Origin of the sequence: Streptococcus timonensis, from assembly GCF_900095845.1 — a bacterium.
Classification (GTDB): Bacteria; Bacillota; Bacilli; order Lactobacillales; family Streptococcaceae; genus Streptococcus; species Streptococcus timonensis.
The window spans coordinates 50,095-68,659 of the sequence record NZ_FMIX01000004.1 but is presented as its reverse complement, the minus strand read 5'-3'; the positions used below and the strand labels follow the sequence as shown (position 1 = coordinate 68,659).

Sequence of the window (18,565 nt, the reverse complement as noted above, 5' to 3'; positions counted from 1 at the left end):
CTCTATCAAGCCTGACTTTGCTCTACTTGATTTTCCTCATTCTTTTTCATGAGATAGATATCTCCAAAACTCTCTTTTTGAATCAAGAGAATTTCTTGGGTTTTAATCAACTCCAGGGTTGCCAAAAAGAGTGTAATGACCTCTTGTAAATCCTTGGTTTCTTTAAACAAATCCTGCAGACATAGTTGTTGCCCTTCTACCAAGGCTTCCCGAACGATGACCATCATATCCTCAATCTTATACTCATCTCGTAAAATGGTTGTATGGTTTTTCGAGAATTCTTCCTTTTTCTTGGTCAGTAAGGTTGAAAAGGCTAAGAAAAGATCGATCGTGGTCTTATCATGCACAAGTTCAGCATCCTCATAAATCAATTCAGTAGGTGCTTTTGAGTAATATTGAGCTCGTTCTTGGTGCTTGACTTCCAACTGCTCTCCCAAAAGTTTAAACTTACGGTATTCTTCGATTTGAGAAAGGAGGTCCTGTTCAAGATCATCTTCTAAATCTGTCACTTCTGCAACCTTTGGCAAGAGCTTACGACTTTTGATCAGCATGAGTTGGCTAGCCATCACCATATATTCACCTGCCACTTCTAAACGCATAGCTTGTAAAGTTGATACATAGGCTAGATACTGCTCAATAACCTCTGTAATAGGCACATCATAGATATCCATCTGGTACTTTGAAACCAAGTGTAAGAGCAAATCCAAAGGCCCTTCAAAATCTTTTAATTTAATATCCATTATCTATATTTTTCTAAGGTCATGACTGTTTTTAATCCTAATTTTTTGGCGATTTCGTACAAGTCAACCTTCTCTTCAATTTGTCTCAGTATAAACTGTTCCCTTAACCCTTGAGCCGATAAATCTGCAAAACCTTTTTCCTTTAGAAATGCTTCTAACTGACGAAAGGCCCATTGACGCGAATAAGTTTTTCCAGACTTCTCAAACAGATAGGTCTGCCCCATAAAGGGCTCCAACTCTGTTAGCAAGGCTCTTGGGAAAGCTACAATTCTTTGTTGGGAAGACTTAGTAATTCTCAACACTTGAAAGTCCAGATTTATATCCGCAATTTTCAAGGTTAGAATTTCACTTGGCAACAGTCCTAATTCCAACATCAGCAAAGCCAGTAAGCGTCCTTCTGGAAAATCACTTTCCTGCCAGAAAGAACTCAAGTCTAATAATTCTGGTTTTTCTTCCCTTTTCTCAGCTTGTTTGGCTAATTCCAAACGGTAAAAGGTATCAATCTTTCCTTTTTGGTACAAAAAGAAGAGAAATTGATTACAAGCAGAAACTTTACGCTTTTGGGCACTAATTTTAAAATTTGATAGTTGAGCTTGGTAGATTTTTAAACTTGTCTCAGAAATTTGCTCTCCTATCATGTCTAAAAATTGCTCTAAATCATACTTATAAGACTGCTTAGAATTACTGGACAAATCCTGTTTTTCATCTAAAAATGCTACAATCCATTCTCTCATTTACTTCGAATCTCATATTCCTTACTAAAGTCATGTAAGAGGGCATTAACAGCCTTTAGGATAGACTTACGTGTGATAATTCCCTGGAAGACACCATCCTTATCTACGACAGGGAGGAAGGACTCATCCACTAGCTTGTGCAATACATCCGTTAGATGATAATCTGGCTCCACAACTGCAACATTCTTTTTAGTCATATGAACAATGTCTGTATCCGCCATGGCCTCTTGACTCAAGCCTTTCTCCATTTGGTAGGCTAAAATATCTCTTAGGCCAATTGTTCCGACAAATTTTCTCTTATCTGTTACTACTGGAACCCTACTATAGGTCATCTGACTAAGTAAGAGGATTGCATGATCTGCATTGTGGGTATCGATTAAGACAGCCAAATTTTCAGCAGGAGTCAAAAAGGTTTCCTCTTGCTCCAGCAAAAAGAGTTCAAATTCTTTGGCAATCATCGAGCAAACTCCTTGGACAAGCCTGGATAAACCTCATGATCACGTGTCAAAAAATCCACTTTGAAATAGCTGTCATCAATTTCCACACGAGCGTAGAGGCATTCTCTAATGGTTCCACGTGGTTGGCTGATAGAACCTGGATTTAGAAAGAGGGTCTTCCCTTCCATCCAAGCATTTGGCACATGCAAGTGACCATAGAGACAGATATCAGCATCTTCCTCTTGGGCCCAGAAATCTAGTTTTTGGAAATTGAAGTTAATGTCAAATAAGTGTCCGTGAGTCTGGATAATCTTGGTAGGACCCAGTTGAGTCACTAAGCGTTCTGGATAATCTGAATAGAAATCCATGTTTCCTCTAACTACCTGAATCCCTTCCCAGAGTGGTGAATCTGGGCGAAGCTCCGAGTCACCATCGTGAAAAATGGCATCAACTTTCCCAAGATAGCGATCACGTATTTCTTCTACAATCAAGCTATCTCCGTGGGAATCGCTCATTACAATGATGGTTTGCTTTGCCATGATGGAAATACCTCCAAAAGTTTCTTAACGGCTAAGGCACGGTGAGATTGACTATTTTTTTCTTCAAGGGTTAATTCAGCTGATGACTTGCCTGTTTCTCCTACTAGGAAAAGAGGGTCATAGCCAAAACCATTTTCACCCTTAGATTCAAAGTTAATGTAGCCTGGCCAATCAGCTTCGACCACCAAGCTTTCCTTACCTGGGCTAGCCACAACCAAAGTGGTGTGGAATTGTGCCGAACGGTCCTTGAGTTCAAAGACCATGGCTAATTCGTGCAAAAGTTTAGCGTTGTTTTCCTGGTCAGTGGCTCCCACTCCTGCAAATCGAGCTGACCAAACGCCTGGCAAACCACCGAGGACATCGACTTTAAGACCTGAATCATCTGCTAGAACCATCTTTCCTGTCAATTTGGAGATGTTTTCAGCCTTAAGGCGAGCATTTTCTTCAAAGGTCATACCAGTTTCAGCAACTTCAGGTAGATCTGGGTAATCATTGAGATTCTCCACATCATATCCAAGTTTGTCAAAGATAGCACGAAATTCTTTGGTCTTACCCTCATTACGAGTTGCTATGAGCAAGGTTTCTCTGACCTTGCTAGTTTCAAAGAAGGCTTCAACATCTACTCCTTCTTTAGGTAATTCCACATATAAGAGTTTCCCGTTTTCAACCAAAAGCAGAGCTCCCTGACGTTGAATGACTTCTAAATTGCGATCTGCCTCTTGGTTGAGCATATCTACCACAAATGAGAGCAAACGATAAGGGGAACCATAGCGTAAAACAGTGACTGAAAGCGGGAAGCCTCGCTCTTCATCTCCAAATATTTTGACGAATTGTAACATAGGAAAGTCTAACTCATCATCCGTCAAGGTCCGAATACCGCCAAAAACGCTATAAGAGCCTACATACCAGTCCTGGTCATCCTTGTATTCATAAATTTTGTTGGTCATAATGTTACATGCTCCACATGAATCTCTTTTTCTAGCCATTCCGCTCCAATCTGAGCAAAACTATGACTATTTGCAGTCGTGTAAAAACGGTGTTGTAGAGGGCCGGCATCCCGGCTACGATTAATCTCGAAATAATTGAGTAAGACGGAGATATCCCGCACGCACTCTGCTCCACTATCAATTAGTTTTACTTCTGGTCCCATCACATTTTGGATAATAGGTCTTAGGAGCGGATAATGAGTACAACCCAGAATCAAACTGTCCACTTTTCCGACCAAAGGACGTAGAGTTTCGTAGACTACTTTCTTGGTCACACTGGTTGAAAGTGCACCTGACTCAACCAAAGGAGCAAATTTGGGACAGGCCAAGCTTCCCACCTGTAAATCCGGATCCAGATCATGGATTTTCTGACGATAGATGTCAGATGATACAGTCATAGGTGTTCCGATTACACCAATTTTACCACCTTGGCTGGATTTGATAGCCGCTGACGCACCCGGTAAGATGACACCCAGGACAGGGATGTCCAACCTAGCCTTGACTTCTTCCCAAACAACTGCTGTTGCAGTATTGCAGGCAATGACAATCATTTTGACATCCTTGGTCAAAAGAAAGTTGACCAGTTGCCAAGTGTATTCACGAATTTGCTCAGCAGGACGAGGACCATAGGGCGCCCGTGCTGAATCTCCAATATAGACGATTTCTTCATGGGGAAGCTGGCGCATGAGTTCACGTACAACCGTCAAGCCTCCGACACCCGAATCCAAAAAACCAATTGGTCGATTATCCATATAGTCTTCTTTCTAGTCTTATGTTTCTGATTGATAGTTCATTATCATTACATTTCTTACTGAAATTTCTGACAGTTTGGTAAGGTTCCAACTGTCTCCCTCTTAATCATAATCAAATATCAATAGAATGCAAGCAAAATGCTTCAAACTTCAATAAATGTGAACATAGTGAGAAGTCTGGAACTTTCATCCCAGACTTTTCCTATTTATAGTGACAAGAAGCTTTTATTTTTTCTTTTTGCTGTTAGCAAGAGCTGCTTTTTGTTGACGAATAATTTGGTGATACACTTGTTGTACCTTAGCTTCGCTTGGTTTTTGACCATTAGCACTCAAAAGAGTACGAACTGCTTCTGCATTCAGACGTGGGTTGTCAGCAAATTCTTTTTCAATTTGTTTACGCACCAAGTACATGCCCCCAAGAGCACCTCCTAGAAAAGCTAAAACAATCAAGACAATCGCTAAAATAAGATCCATAATATTTCTCCTGTTTCTTTTAAAGTCTACTATATTATACCATAAAGTCCCACTGCTGACTAGTTTGATTTGCGCTTTCAGAAAGCAACTATGCAACATTTTAATTCACTTTACCTATAAAAAAGGCTTGCTTACTATCCATTATAAAATCTAGAATATACACTGTCCTTAAAATAAACAAATGAGGCCTTTAAAGCCTTGCAATAAGTTAATGTGTCTGCTATAGTAAAAGCATAGAATTCACTCTACTACTTGCTTCAATAATTAAAAAATCTATGAAAAATAAAAATAACTATCAACTAATATACGACCAACCAACTGCTCCTTCTTATGATGGATGGGAAAAACAAGCCCTGCCAGTCGGAAACGGTGAGATGGGGGCAAAAGTTTTTGGGCTCATCGGTGAAGAAAGAATCCAATACAATGAAAAAACTCTCTGGTCTGGTGGACCGCAGCCGGATAGCATCGATTACAATGGGGGGAACTATCAAGACCGATATAAGGTTTTAGCAGAAATTCGTAAGGCATTAGAAGAAGGAAACCGCCAAAAAGCAAAACAATTAGCGGAGCGCAACCTAGTCGGACCAAACAATGCTCAGTATGGTCGTTACTTATCTTTTGGTGATATCTTTATGGTCTTTAACAACCAAAAGAAAGGCTTGGAGAATGTTACCGACTATCATCGTGGTTTAGATATTTCTGAGGCCATCTCGACCACTTCTTATACCCAAGACGGTACGAACTTTAAACGCGAAACCTTCTCTAGCTATCCTGACGATGTTACTGTGATCCACTTGAGTAAAAAAGGGGATAAAACCCTTGATTTTACACTCTGGAATAGCTTGACAAAAGATTTGATTGCTAATGGAGAGTACTCTATGGAAGAATCAAATTTTAAAGAAGGAAGTGTTAATGTCGATACCAACGGTATTCTACTCAAAGGCAGTGTCAAAGATAATGGTCTTCAATTTGCTTCCTATCTTGTAATCAAGACAGATGGACAGATTACGGCCCAAGATGGCTATTTGACTGTCACTGGAGCTAGCTATGCTTCCCTTTTACTCAGTGCCAAGACCAACTTTGCTCAAAATCCAAAAACCAACTATCGCAAGGATATTGACGTAGAAAATACTGTCAAGTCTATCGTAGAAGCTGCCAAGGCAAAAGATTATGAAACCCTAAAAAATAACCACATCAAGGATTATCAAAGTCTCTTCAATCGTGTTCAACTAAATCTTGGCGGTAGCAAGTCTAGCCAAACTACAAAAGAAGCTCTGCATACCTACAACCCAGAAAAAGGGCAACAACTAGAAGAACTCTTCTTCCAATACGGACGTTATCTACTCATCAGTTCTTCTCGTGACCGGACAGATGCCCTTCCTGCCAACTTGCAAGGAGTCTGGAATGCTGTAGACAATCCACCTTGGAACTCAGATTACCACCTCAATGTCAACCTTCAGATGAACTACTGGCCTGCCTACATGAACAATCTTGCAGAAACTGCTAAGCCAATGGTCAATTATATTGATGACATGCGCTACTATGGTCGTATCGCTGCTAAAGAATATGCAGGTATCGAATCCAAAGAAGGCCAAGAAAACGGTTGGTTGGTTCATACTCAGGCAACACCATTTGGCTGGACAACTCCAGGTTGGAATTATTACTGGGGGTGGTCTCCTGCTGCCAATGCTTGGATGATGCAGAACATCTATGACTACTACAAATTCACCAAGGATGAAACCTATCTCAAAGAAAAGATTTATCCAATGCTCAAGGAAACAGCCAAGTTCTGGAATTCCTTCTTGCACTACGACAAATATAGTGATCGTTGGGTTTCTTCTCCATCCTACTCACCAGAGCATGGAACTATCACGATTGGAAATACCTTTGACCAATCTCTAGTTTGGCAGTTATTCCACGACTATATGGAAGCGGCCAATCATCTCAATGTCGACCAAGATTTGGTGATAGAAGTGAAGGCTAAATTTGACAAGCTCAAACCACTTCATATCAACCAAGATGGCCGAATCAAGGAATGGTACGAAGAAGACAGTCCTCAATTCACTAATGAAGGAATTGAAAACCATCACCGACACGTTTCTCATCTGGTTGGGCTCTTCCCAGGAACCTTATTCGGCAAAGATCAGCCTGAATATCTGGAAGCAGCACGCGCAACCCTAAACCATCGTGGAGATGATGGTACCGGTTGGTCTAAGGCTAATAAAATCAACCTCTGGGCTCGTCTCCTAGATGGAAATCGTGCCCATCGTTTGCTGGCAGAACAACTCAGATCCTCAACTCTAGAAAACCTCTGGGATACGCACGCGCCTTTCCAAATCGATGGAAACTTTGGTGCAACCAGCGGGATGGCAGAAATGCTCCTTCAGTCTCACACCGGCTACATTGCCCCATTACCAGCCCTTCCAGATGCATGGAAAGATGGTCAAGTCTCAGGTCTAGTAGCTCGTGGTAACTTTGAAGTCAGCATAAAATGGAAAGAAAAGAATCTTGAAACACTATCCTTCCTTTCTAATGTGGGTGGAGACTTAGTCTTAGACTATCCAAATATCGAAGCTAGCATTGTCAAGGTAAACGGTAAGGAAGTACAAGCTACCCGCATCAAAGACAATCGCATCCAGCTTGCTACTCAAAAGGGCGATGTCATAACCTTTGAACATTTGCCTACCCCTATATCTTCTGAACTAAACTAAGTATCATCTATATGATAAAAACTCTACGAAGTTATCATCAGTTTCAACTCTAGTATTGCGATAAACTAAAGTAATTTTATAATCCAATCTAAAATTGATGTCCCTATGTCTATAAAGAAATTGTATACTACAGAGCAAATGATATACCAAATAATTTCTATTAAAATTATAATTGGTTTAATCAAGATAAAAAATAGAATATCCCAAATCAATTTCATTTCTTATCTTCCTTTCTAGGAAGCCCAAGAATCCCTGGTAAGGAAGAACTTAGTTTTAAAGCTAGAATAAATCTAGTCAACTCTAACACTTCTGGCTCTGATTCCTTCTTTTCAGTTAAAACTTCCATCCCCTTTACCCAAAGGCATGCTCCAACAGTTCTAGCAAGATCAGTAAATAAATTTCGTTGATGATCCATTTGATTCTCCCTTGGTTAATCACACTTCTAATCGCTTACTTCTTATTGTATTCAGTATATCAAATTGTTAAAGATAATCAAGTTTATAACTAAAAGAAAAAAGTTTCATAATCTTCATAGAATTAATCTACAAAAATTATAAAACCTTTTCTTATTTCAAATCATTTTTATAGCGTTCCAATTCAGCTTGGTTAGCCCAAACATAATGACCTGGTCGGATTTCAACCATAGATGGTTTATCAGTCTCATAGTCGTGTTGGTTTGGATCATAGACTTTTAAGACTTTTTTACGTTCCAAAATTGGGTCTGGAATCGGTACTGCAGACAAGAGAGCTTGAGTATACGGATGGATTGGATTATTAAACAATTCTTCCGTTTCCGCGACTTCAACAATGACCCCTTTGTAAATAACTGCAATACGGTCAGAGATGAAACGAACAACTGACAAGTCATGGGCAATAAAGAGGTAAGTCAAGCCAAGTTCTTTTTGGAATTTCTTGAGCAAGTTCAAAACTTGGGCACGAACTGAAACGTCCAAGGCTGAAATCGGCTCATCTGCGATAACAAAGTCAGGTTGCATAACCAAGGCACGAGCGATACCAATACGTTGACGTTGTCCACCTGAAAACTCATGAGGATAACGTGTCAAATGTTCAGCCAAAAGTCCAACTTCACTAATAATCTTTTTAACTTTCTCTTGTCTTTCTTCCTCATCCTTAAATAGATGGAAATTATAAAGACCTTCAGAAATGATATAGTCAACCGTTGCACGCTCATTCAAACTAGCAGCAGGGTCTTGGAAAATCATTTGAATACGACGGATTACTTCAGCTTCTTGAGCTCGTGATTTTTTACCGTTGATCTTTTTACCTTCGAAGAGGATATCCCCTTTACTGGTATGATTCAAACCGATAATTGCACGACCAATCGTTGTTTTACCACTACCCGACTCACCAACTAGAGAGAAAGTTTCACCTTTGTTGATAAAGAAGTTAGCATTTTTAACGGCTACAAACTTTTTGCTTCCTTCACCGAAGGAAATCTCTAAGTCTTTAATTTCTACTAATTTTTCAGACATTTCCTTCCTCCTAGTTTTCTAGATGAACAAGACCCATTCTCTCACGAATCTTGTCATGTAAATTTGAAATTACTGCTGGTTTTTCAACTTTTGGAGCTCGTTCATCAAGCAACCAAGTTTTAGCCCAATGAGTATCTGACACAGCAAATTGAGGTGCTTTTTCTTCAAAATCGATCTTCATTGCGTAATCTGAACGAAGAGCAAATGCATCACCTTTTAATTCTGTATATAGTGACGGAGGAGTACCTGGAATTGAATATAGTTCTCCTTTATCATCAGCTAACTGTGGCAAACTTGATAATAGGCTCCAAGTATAGGGATGACGAGGATCATAAAATATTTCTTCAACAGTACCGTACTCAACAATCTCACCAGCATACATAACTGCTACTTTATCTGCAATACTTGCTACAACACCTAGGTCGTGGGTGATAAAGATAGTTGTAAAGTGATATTCATTTTGAAGCGACTTCAGCAAGTCAATAATCTGAGCTTGAATAGTAACATCGAGGGCCGTAGTTGGCTCATCACAGATAAGAACATCTGGACGACACGCAAGTGCAATAGCGATAACGATACGTTGACGCATCCCTCCAGAATATTGGAATGGGTACTCTTCAAATCGCTTCTCAGCATCCGGAATACCAACCTTATTCATATAGTCGATAGCCATTTCTTTTGCTTCTTTAGCTGTTTTACCTTGGTGTTTAATGATAACTTCGGTAATTTGGCTTCCGATTGTTTTTATTGGGTCCAAACTAGTCATAGGATCTTGGAAGATCGTTGCGATCTTAGCCCCACGAATCTGTTCCCAATCCTTGTGTGAAGAAAGTGCTGTTAGGTCTTGACCACGGTAGTCAATGTTACCAAAAGCAATACGTCCATTTTCTTCCAACATTCCTGTGAATGTTTTTGTCAAAACAGATTTACCAGATCCGGATTCTCCCACTAAGGCAAGAACTTCTCCTTCAATCAACTCAAGAGAAACTCCACGAATAGCTGTCAATACTTTGTCACGAACGTCAAATTCCACGACAATATCTTGAGCAGATAAAATTACATTTTTTTCTTTTGTCATTTCTACTCCTATCTATGTGTACGTGGATCACTAGCATCGGCTAAGTTTTGTCCAACAATGAAAAGTGATAAGGAAACCAAAACCAAAGTTGTCAATGGAATCCAGAAGAGGTAGGCATTTGTAGTTACATTCTGAGAATAGTCTGAAATCAAGCGTCCCAAACTAGGTACCGTAATTGGCAAACCAAGTCCAAAGAATGATAGGAAGGCTTCATATGAGATAAATGCTGGAAGCATTTGTGTCAAACTCGTAACAATAACAGATACCAATTGTGGCATAATGTTTTTCACAATAATTTTGTAACTTGGTGTTCCCAAAGTTCGTGAAGCAAGGTTGTACTCCAAATCACGGTAACGTAACATCTGGATACGAATTGAGAAAGCAACATTAATCCAGGTTGTTACACTCATGGCAAAAATCAAGTTCCAGAAACCTGCTCCGATAGAGTAAGTCAAAACGATAACGATCAAAAGCGATGGAATATTGTTGATAACGTTGTAGACTTCCATCATGATACGGTCAACTGATTTTGAGATACCCCAAATTCCGCCGACAATAACACCAATAACAAGGTTGATAGTAGTTGCAATTACCGAAATCAGGATTGAGTTACGTGCTCCAAACCAGACACCATCAAAGAGTGATTTCCCGTTACTGTCTGTACCGAACCAATGCTCAGCATTTGGCTTAATGAAACGAGCACTAAAGTCGTTAACTTTACTTACATCATTAAAGTCAAAATCAGAAAATATTGGATAGATGAAACTCATCAAGACAATAGAAATCAAAATACCGAGCATGATTACTGTTGATTTTTTCTTCAAAAACTGTCTAAAGACAGAACCCCAGTATGAATAGGCAGGAGCGTCAATTACTTCAGAGGCATAGTCATCACGTTTTACGAACTGAAATTTATCATTACTAATTGTAGACATTATTTGCCTCCTTTCTCTGTCAATTTAATACGTGGGTCAATCATAGTCATCCAAATATCCCCAATAAGGTTTGAGAAGATTGAGATACAAGTGAAGATAAAGACAAGACCAACTACCATGTTGTTATTTGATGCTTTTACAGAGTCAATCAACATTTTACCCATACCTGGAAAGGCGAAGACTGTTTCCGTAAGAGTTGCTCCACTAATAACTCCAATGATAGAACCTGGAATTCCTGAAACCAATGGGACCATGGCGTTCTTAAAGATGTGTTTGTTTGAAATTTCTTTCTCAGATAGACCTTTTGCACGTGCAAAACGAACAAAGTCTTGAGATTGTAAGTCAATCATGTAACGACGAATCCAAATTGCCATAGTAGGTGCACCCAACAAGCCCAGAATCACTGCAGGAAGGACATATGACCGCCAATCACCTGCACCCAAGATTGGGAATGAATCAGGGAATCCGATAGATGAACCAATCAAACGAATGATGTAAACCAAGGCAATGGTTGGAAGGGCAAGCAAGAAAGTCAAAGTTCCTGTTGAGAAACTATCAATCCAGGTATTCTTGAATCGAGCCATTGCAGAACCAAGCGGAATCGCAATAGAGTATGAAATTACAAGACCAATTAAACCTGTAATAGCAGAGCTTGTAATCATTGAAGGATACTGATAATTGCTTTCAGTAGCTGTATAAGGATCATCCTTACCATAGTTTGCTACTTCACGTGCATCTGCTTGACTTGGAGATTTGTATGTTCTTGAGTAAATGTTGACTGATGAAGTTTTCTTACCTGTTGGGAATTGAACTTCTGAAGTCTTGGTTTGTCCTTGACCTTGTGTGATAACTTGAAGAACAGGAGTATTGGCATAAGTTGGGTAAGAATCTCCTAAGTTCAAGTTGACAAAGTTTTGGTGAACAAATGGAAACTGGCTGTTGAAATACAAGAGGTACTTATGTTTTGTACCTGATCCAACTAGAGACCAACCGATAGCAGGGTCATTTTCAAAACGTAAATAACGCTCCAAGTTTGGATTTTCTGGATCTTGAATTTTATTTGTATGGTCAATATCAAGCAAGTTTGCATAGAAGTGGAATACACGTTCAAAAATAGGAATTTCACGTGTTGCATAGAATTGACCGCTCTCTGTGAATACACCCAAAGTCCAACCGTTACCAAGTTGTTGGATATATTTTTCATAGATAGCTTTATTTGTATCATTTGCATCTACTGTCACTGAAGAGTCAATGCTACTAGCTTTTTCTTGCAACTCTTTTGTATCGTAGTATTCAATATACCCCATACGCTCAAAAACAGTGTTTTCATAATTATCCCGTTTATCAGCTGTTGTTGCAATTTTATTGTAGTTAGTATCTTGTTTGAAAATCAACTTCCGTGGAACTAACGTATAGATAATCGTGTAGATCAAGGTCGTCACTAAAAAGATAGAGACCAGCGACCGCAAGATACGCATAAAAACATATTTTTTCATATTATTTCCTTTAAAATCCCAAAAGAACCTTCTCCTTGTGGAGAGAAAGTTCTAATGAGCATTATTTATTTCACATGGCTCGCTAATTCTTTTTGAGCTTTTTCATTTGCTTCTGCTTTTTCTTTAAGCCATTTCTCACGAGCTTCTTGATATTCTTTAGTTGTTACAGTATTTGATTGTAACTTGAGGTACTTGAAGTAAACATCTGAACCTTTATCACCAGATTGAGTGTAAGATGCTGAAAATGGTACTACACGAGAAATAATTGGTGCTGCACCACTTGAAGACATTGCAGGAAGGAAGAGTGAGCTATCTGTCAACCAAGCTTGAGCTGCTGCGTATTTTTCATAACGAGTCGCAAGGTCGCTTGTTTCATTTCCAGCTTCATCAACTAATTTATCATATTCTTTCAAACCAACTTGAGCAACTGCTGGGTTAGATGGATTGTCATATCCCATGTAAGTCTTAGTTGTTTCGCTATTAGTTGTTTTCAAGATATCAAGGTATGTTGATGGGTCTTCATAGTCAGGGTTCCATCCAACTGCACCTGAAAGATCCCAATCCTCTGCAGCGGCGCTAGCTGCGTAGTATGTAATATTGTGTAGTTCGTCTGTAGTGATTTGTTGGATATCAATCACTACATTGTCTGTGCCCAAAGCCGTCTCAACAGATTGTTTGAAGGATTGGATACGAGCAATATAGTTTTTAGATGTTTGGTCTACTGGAATATCAATATGGATAGGGAATTTCACACCTTCTGCTTCTAGAGCAGTTTTGGCTTTCGCAAGTTCTGCTTTAGCTTTTTCAGCATTGAAGAGTCCATCTTGACCATCAGCAAGGGTTACATTTTTCCATTCATCACCATAAGTAGCAACTTTTTCAGTAACCATGTCACCAAATGTTTTACCGTTAGCAGACACAAACTCTGGTTTTACAAAAAGGTTACGAACAGCAAGAGGAGCTCCCTTTTCACCATTAAGTTGAGCAGAGTAAGCCTTACGATCAAATGCAAAGTTCAAAGCTTGACGGAAATCTTTGTTAAGAAGGGCTTTCTTAGTAGCAATCTTTTCTTCGTCAGTAGTTTTTGAAGTGTATTTGTATGATTGACGGTCAATATTGACACCCAAACCAGCGATACCAGGACCTTGTGGATTGTAGTAAATATTGTCTTTATATGTTTCTTCAACTTTTGAGAAGTTTGAGCTAGTTGGGAAAAGACGAGCATAGCTGTATGCTCCACTTGTAAAGTTACGTTCAAGTGACTCTTGGTCTGAACCATCGTAGTATGCAAGGGTTACAGTATCCAAATGAACATTATCTTTATCCCAATAGTTTTCATTCTTAACAAACTCAATAGAAGACTTAGCAGTCAAACCTCTAAGCAAGAATGGACCATTATAAAGCAATGAAGTAGGGTCAGTTGCTTTACCAAAGTCAGCTCCTTTTGATTTTTCAAATTCCTCGTTCAAAGGCCAGAAAATTGAGTAAGCCATTTTAGTATTCCAGTATGGCTCAGGTTTGTTCAAAGTATATTCAAGAGTGTAATCATCAACTGCTTTGACACCAACTGATGCAAAATCTTTATTGTTTCCAGCTACATAGTCAGCTAGACCTTTAACTGAATTTTCTGCTAGATACATTGCTGCTGATTTCTTATCAGCTGCGTGTTTTAAACCATTTACGAAGTCTTTAGCAGTTACTTCTGCGTACTCTTCACCATCAGATGTGAACCATTTTACTCCCTTACGAATCTTGTAAGTATAAGTTAAACCATCTTTTGATACAGACCAGTCTTCTGCGACTGCTGGTGTAAGGTTTCCATATTTATCATTTGTAAATAGGCCATCAATACCATTTGAAGTAGCCACTTTTGTACTTTGTTTACCTGAGATAAGATAATCCAAAGTTTCTGGATCAGCGGTATATGTATAACCGTAAGCTTTTGGAGCTTCTGCATCATTAGATGACTTTGATGAACCACATGCAGCAAGAACTCCAGCTGCAACTAAAGCAACGCCTGCTAGAGCAAAAATCCGACTTTTTTTCATATTATCTAACTCCTTTGATAAAAATTATATGATAGTGATTATTATACCACAGATTCTTAAAAAAGTAAACGAATTTTCAGAATATTTTGTCGCATTTTTTTGAAACATTGAATAATCACTTTTCAGAAAAGAAAGTATTGACGTAAGGAAGTTTTCAAGGTATAATATTAAAAGTTAAGGCGGTATAGCCAAGTGGTAAGGCACGGCTCTGCAAAAGCTTGATCGTCGGTTCAAATCCGTCTACCGCCTTATATAAAAAGACTCCAAAAGGAGTCTTTTTCTTTTTAAAAATTAGAAAAAGCTTTACTAACCTAATATTAGTAAAGCTTTTTGTTAATCAGTTTCTTCTTCTGATTCAAGTTCTTGAATTTGAACCTTAAGCTTGGTGACACGACCATTTTTGACCTTGTCATTTGTCAAGGTGATATGCTTGTTGCCACTATCTAACTCATAACTGAGTTTTTCTGATGTTGGAATAGTTCCCACACCTGTCAAATAATAACCAGCAATGGTATCTACATTGTCACTTTCAAGCTCGACATCAAAATAATCATTGAAATCGTTCAAATTCATTGTCCCTTGGACAATATGAGTGTCCTCGCCGATAGTATGAACATAGACTTCAGCACGGTCAGTTTCATCATCAATCTCACCAACAATCTCTTCAAGGAGATCCTCAAGTGTTACCAAACCAGCCATTCCTCCGTATTCATCAAGAAGAATAGCCATCTGTCTTTGTGAATTTCTTAGTTCTTTTAACAAATCGTCCACAAAAATGGTTTCAGGCACAAAGAGTGGATCTTGTAAGATTCGCTTCCAGACGATATTATCGAACCCACTGACAAAGGCTTCTTTAAGGAGACTCTTTGTATGAATCAAACCAATGACATTGTCCTTATCGCCGTCATAAACAGGAATTCGAGAAAAGTTTTGTTTTAAGATACTTTCGATAATGGTCTTAGTGTCATCTTGGATATCTACCATGAAAGCATCTGTTCGAGGAACCATGACTTCACGCGCCATAAGCTCATCTAGTGAGAAAATCCCCTGCAACATCTCGATTTCATCAGCATCCAAAGTTTCTTCGCTTTTAGTCAGCATGTACTCAATCTCATCACGAGTCATTTTTTCGTCTGCATCGTCAAATGTCATCGGCGTCAAACGGCTCAAAAGATTGGTTGATGCAGATAGCAACCAAACAAAGGGACTCACAATCTTACCGATAGCAATAATAAATGGTACAGTTCGGATTGCCAAAGCATCCTTAAGATTTAGAGCAATGCGTTTAGGATAAAGTTCACCAAAAACGATTGAAATATAGGTCAAAAAAGCAAGTGATAAGAAAGAAGCTACTGCATACGCAGTCTCGCTATTCCCCATCCAAGAGGCAATCAATTCGCCAAGAGAATCTGCTAACCTAGCCCCTGATAAGATCGTAATTAAAGTAATACCAACTTGAATGGTTGATAAAAAGTGATTGGGGTTTTCAAGTACCTTTAGCAAACGGATATAGCGTTTATCCCCCTCTTCAGCCTTTTGTTCAACACGTGAGCGACTAAGAGAAACCATAGCCATCTCTGTAGCAGAGAAAAAAGCATTTAAAAAGGTCAAAACAACTAATAATACAAATTGCAGTAACAAATCCTGACTGCTCGGGTCTTCCATTTTACCTTCTCCTAAATAGTATAATTGACACTATTATACCATATTTTTCCTCTACTACACATTATCTTATGATTTCAACAATAAATCCCCCATCTTGTCAGATGAGGGCATTCATCTATTTAGCCTTTGTCACTGTAACTTCACCTGTACGATAATCTAGTTTGATACCTGTCTGTACATTTGGGACAACTACATTAAACTCTAATTCTCCGTCTGAAGATTTGGCTTCAATCTGTGATGCAGATGGAACTAAGTCCTTGTCTGTCGCATAGAGAAGGGTAACACGGTAACGAACCCGTTTATTTTGATCCAAGGCCTTTCGAACTAAACTTTCGTAATAGTTTTGACCTGTCGAGTCCTCTGCACGGGCCTGATTGCCCCAAGCTGTCTGAACGGCAATATTTTTAGTATTACTTGTAGAGGCGTCAAAACCATCTAGACCTCCAATCAAGGCATAGCCCAGTAAATGACCTCTATCAACTGCATGATTGTAATTCCCTTTTAAATTTTTAACCTGATGCCATCCTGCTGGCGTCCATGATGTCGAACCATTTCCGGTTTCTTCACGGTCCTTATACTGCCTTGTTGCCTTAGACATTAAGGCATTAGCTACTGTTGGAACTATCTCACCACCCACAGTCTTGGTTTTGTTATCAGCATAGGGTTGACTTGAGACCTTTGCATCTAGATTCGTTTTATTTCCATTGATGATAAAAGCCCCTGCTCCGTTCCATTCAATTGAACCTTTTATTTGTTTCTTAACCGAATCTGTCAGAACGCTTTCCGCTAGTTCTCTACTTGGGGCATCCGACGATTGCGACTTCTGTTTTACTTGCGTCTGAGGCGCAGAATTGGAATCCTGCATCTCTTTGATGTAGTAACTTCCTGCAGACAAGAGCAGAAATATTAGTAAACCAACTAGAGCCTGTCTTGTATTTTTTTCCATTGTTTCTCCTTAATTTCCTAGAAAAAGACTGGTCTCCCAGCCTATTTTCCTGTAAATTTTGTTATGAGTTCTTGCCATTTTGCTGGTGCCAAAATAGCCCATGGATCTTGTCCTTTGCCTAAGATACCATAGCCAACCATCAAACCAATACCAAGCGCTAAAATACCTATTAGAAGAACTATAATCACCAACAAAAAGCGATGTAATACATATGTGACTTGCTTATTCATCTTCATCTGCTTCCACACTTACCCGTTCAATCTTAGCCCCTAGCTGAGCCAATTTTTCATGAAAACGATAGTAACCTCTATCCAAATGGACAAGTTTACCAACAACAGTTTCACCTTCAGCAACTAGGCCAGTTAAAATCAAAGCCGCACTAGCTCGTAAGTCTGTTGATAGAACTTCAGCACCTTGGAGACGTTGACCACCAATGATACGAGCAGTATCACGGATAATTTCTGAGTGTAAGCCCATCCGACGCATCTCTTCTAAATGCTGAAATCGATTTTCAAACACAGTCTCCACCATGGTAGACTCCCCTTGAGCAACTGTCATCAAGGCAGTAAATTGAGCCTGCATATCTGTTGGAAATCCTGGATGTGGCAAGGTCTTAACATGAACTGCTTTCAGTTTCTCGCGTTGAGAACGGATACGAATCCCTTCATCTTCATCGATTACTTCAACACCCATTTCCAATAACTTGGCAATCAAGGGACGGTTATGTTCCCAAATGGCATCTTGTATTAAGACGTCTCCACCAGTCATAGCAGCTGCAACCATGAAGGTTCCCGCTTCAATACGATCCTGTACAACATTATGTATAGCACCGTGTAGCTTCTCAACACCAGTGATGGTAATAGTTTCTGTACCAGCACCCTTAACTTTCGCACCCATTTTATTTAGTAGAACAGCCAAATCCACAATCTCTGGCTCACGCGCAGCATTTTCAAGGACAGTGACACCATTAGCAAGAGTAGCCGCCATCATCAAGTTTTGAGTTGCCCCAACACTAGGGAAGTCCATATAAATATGGCCCCCCTGCAAGCGTTCTGCCTTAGCCTCGATATAACCAGCAGTTTGAGTAATCTGAGCGCCCATTGCCTCTAATCCCTTTAGGTGAAGGTCGATCGGACGACTACCAATCGTACAGCCACCAGGCATAGAAACCTTTGCATGTCCCACACGTGCTAAAATTGGTCCTAAAACTACAATAGAGGCACGCATCTTGCTCACATACTTATATGGCGCTTCTTCTGTGATATCACCTGTCGCATCAACTTCGATAATATGAGCATCCTGATCGAAATCAACTTGAGCATGCAAGCCACGAACTACCTGATTCATGGTAAACACATCTGATAAGATAGGGACATTTTTTAAGACAGTTTTTCCTTCACTTGCTAAAACAGTTGCAGCAAGTAAGGGTAAGACTGCATTTTTTGCACCCTCAATGGTGACACTTCCTACCAAGCGATTATCCCCACCTTGGACTACAATTTTTTCCATAAAATATTTTCCTTTGCTTTTG

Annotated in this window: 17 protein-coding genes, 1 tRNA gene and 1 pseudogene; 2 read left to right on the top strand and 17 right to left on the bottom strand. The window is 39.4% G+C overall.

The window, feature by feature from the left end:
- Positions 1 to 5: 5 nt before the first annotated feature.
- The 7 genes from BQ2679_RS03560 to BQ2679_RS03530 all read right to left on the bottom strand — a co-directional run bounded on the left by BQ2679_RS03560 (position 6) and on the right by BQ2679_RS03530 (position 4,662).
- The gene (locus BQ2679_RS03560) at positions 6 to 740 is read right to left on the bottom strand and encodes a segregation/condensation protein A (protein ID WP_075566240.1); all 735 of its coding nucleotides are present in this window, start codon (positions 738 to 740) and stop codon (positions 6 to 8) included.
- Positions 740 to 1,474 (bottom strand): site-specific tyrosine recombinase XerD, encoded by a 735-nt coding sequence (xerD, locus tag BQ2679_RS03555; RefSeq protein WP_075566237.1) that lies wholly within the window; start codon positions 1,472 to 1,474, stop codon positions 740 to 742. The genes BQ2679_RS03560 and xerD overlap by 1 nt, the downstream gene beginning before the upstream one ends.
- Positions 1,471 to 1,932, bottom strand: coding sequence for a cyclic-di-AMP-binding protein CbpB (gene cbpB / locus BQ2679_RS03550; RefSeq protein WP_075566236.1), 462 nt, complete (start codon positions 1,930 to 1,932; stop codon positions 1,471 to 1,473). The genes xerD and cbpB overlap by 4 nt, the downstream gene beginning before the upstream one ends.
- Positions 1,929 to 2,450: a metallophosphoesterase gene (locus BQ2679_RS03545; RefSeq protein WP_006151436.1), complete on the bottom strand. Its 522-nt coding sequence runs from the start codon at positions 2,448 to 2,450 to the stop codon at positions 1,929 to 1,931. The genes cbpB and BQ2679_RS03545 overlap by 4 nt, the downstream gene beginning before the upstream one ends.
- Positions 2,426 to 3,397 carry a nucleoside-triphosphate diphosphatase gene (locus tag BQ2679_RS03540; protein ID WP_075566233.1) on the bottom strand — a complete coding sequence of 324 codons (972 nt, stop codon included), beginning with the start codon at positions 3,395 to 3,397 and terminating at the stop codon, positions 2,426 to 2,428. Before BQ2679_RS03540 ends, BQ2679_RS03545 begins: the two co-directional genes overlap by 25 nt.
- Positions 3,394 to 4,188 carry a glutamate racemase gene (racE, locus tag BQ2679_RS03535; RefSeq protein WP_075566231.1) on the bottom strand — a complete coding sequence of 265 codons (795 nt, stop codon included), beginning with the start codon at positions 4,186 to 4,188 and terminating at the stop codon, positions 3,394 to 3,396. The genes BQ2679_RS03540 and racE overlap by 4 nt, the downstream gene beginning before the upstream one ends.
- Before the next feature lie 225 nt (positions 4,189 to 4,413).
- Positions 4,414 to 4,662, bottom strand: coding sequence for a YneF family protein (locus tag BQ2679_RS03530; protein ID WP_075226808.1), 249 nt, complete (start codon positions 4,660 to 4,662; stop codon positions 4,414 to 4,416).
- A 284-nt stretch (positions 4,663 to 4,946) separates the two neighbouring features.
- Between BQ2679_RS03530 and BQ2679_RS03525 the strand changes: the two are divergent.
- Positions 4,947 to 7,361, top strand: a pseudogene (locus tag BQ2679_RS03525) (glycoside hydrolase family 95 protein); the annotation flags it as partial.
- Positions 7,362 to 7,587: 226 nt separating this feature from the next.
- Here BQ2679_RS03525 and BQ2679_RS03520 read toward each other — a convergent pair.
- From BQ2679_RS03520 to BQ2679_RS03495, 6 genes are all read right to left on the bottom strand, one after another.
- Positions 7,588 to 7,788, bottom strand: a complete 201-nt coding sequence (locus BQ2679_RS03520) for a mechanosensitive ion channel protein MscL (RefSeq protein ID WP_075566227.1) — start codon at positions 7,786 to 7,788, stop codon at positions 7,588 to 7,590.
- Positions 7,789 to 7,939: 151 nt separating this feature from the next.
- The gene (locus BQ2679_RS03515) at positions 7,940 to 8,866 is read right to left on the bottom strand and encodes an ATP-binding cassette domain-containing protein (protein WP_075566225.1); all 927 of its coding nucleotides are present in this window, start codon (positions 8,864 to 8,866) and stop codon (positions 7,940 to 7,942) included.
- Positions 8,867 to 8,876: 10 nt separating this feature from the next.
- The gene (locus BQ2679_RS03510) at positions 8,877 to 9,944 is read right to left on the bottom strand and encodes an ABC transporter ATP-binding protein (RefSeq protein ID WP_075566219.1); all 1,068 of its coding nucleotides are present in this window, start codon (positions 9,942 to 9,944) and stop codon (positions 8,877 to 8,879) included.
- 8 nt (positions 9,945 to 9,952) lie between these two features.
- Positions 9,953 to 10,879 (bottom strand): oligopeptide ABC transporter permease OppC, encoded by a 927-nt coding sequence (gene oppC, locus BQ2679_RS03505; protein ID WP_075566217.1) that lies wholly within the window; start codon positions 10,877 to 10,879, stop codon positions 9,953 to 9,955.
- Positions 10,879 to 12,375, bottom strand: a complete 1,497-nt coding sequence (locus BQ2679_RS03500) for an ABC transporter permease (RefSeq protein WP_075566215.1) — start codon at positions 12,373 to 12,375, stop codon at positions 10,879 to 10,881. The genes oppC and BQ2679_RS03500 overlap by 1 nt, the downstream gene beginning before the upstream one ends.
- 65 nt (positions 12,376 to 12,440) lie before the next feature.
- Entirely contained in the window at positions 12,441 to 14,423 is a 1,983-nt protein-coding gene (locus BQ2679_RS03495) for a peptide ABC transporter substrate-binding protein (RefSeq protein ID WP_075566212.1), read from the bottom strand.
- A gap of 178 nt (positions 14,424 to 14,601) precedes the next feature.
- On the opposite strand from BQ2679_RS03495, the gene BQ2679_RS03490 reads away from it, so the two are divergent.
- A tRNA-Cys gene (locus BQ2679_RS03490) sits at positions 14,602 to 14,672 on the top strand.
- 84 nt (positions 14,673 to 14,756) lie between these two features.
- Here the strand turns inward: BQ2679_RS03490 and BQ2679_RS03485 are convergent.
- From BQ2679_RS03485 to murA, 4 genes are all read right to left on the bottom strand, one after another.
- Complete coding sequence (locus BQ2679_RS03485; protein ID WP_075566211.1) at positions 14,757 to 16,088, bottom strand: hemolysin family protein; 1,332 nt, start codon at positions 16,086 to 16,088, stop codon at positions 14,757 to 14,759.
- A gap of 115 nt (positions 16,089 to 16,203) precedes the next feature.
- A complete protein-coding gene (locus BQ2679_RS03480) occupies positions 16,204 to 17,034 on the bottom strand; it encodes a DNA/RNA non-specific endonuclease (RefSeq protein WP_075566209.1) in 831 nt (276 codons plus the stop codon).
- Positions 17,035 to 17,075: 41 nt separating this feature from the next.
- Complete coding sequence (locus tag BQ2679_RS03475; protein ID WP_075566207.1) at positions 17,076 to 17,270, bottom strand: DNA-directed RNA polymerase subunit beta; 195 nt, start codon at positions 17,268 to 17,270, stop codon at positions 17,076 to 17,078.
- Positions 17,257 to 18,543 carry a UDP-N-acetylglucosamine 1-carboxyvinyltransferase gene (murA, locus tag BQ2679_RS03470; RefSeq protein WP_075566205.1) on the bottom strand — a complete coding sequence of 429 codons (1,287 nt, stop codon included), beginning with the start codon at positions 18,541 to 18,543 and terminating at the stop codon, positions 17,257 to 17,259. The genes BQ2679_RS03475 and murA overlap by 14 nt, the downstream gene beginning before the upstream one ends.
- Positions 18,544 to 18,565 lie beyond the last annotated feature (22 nt).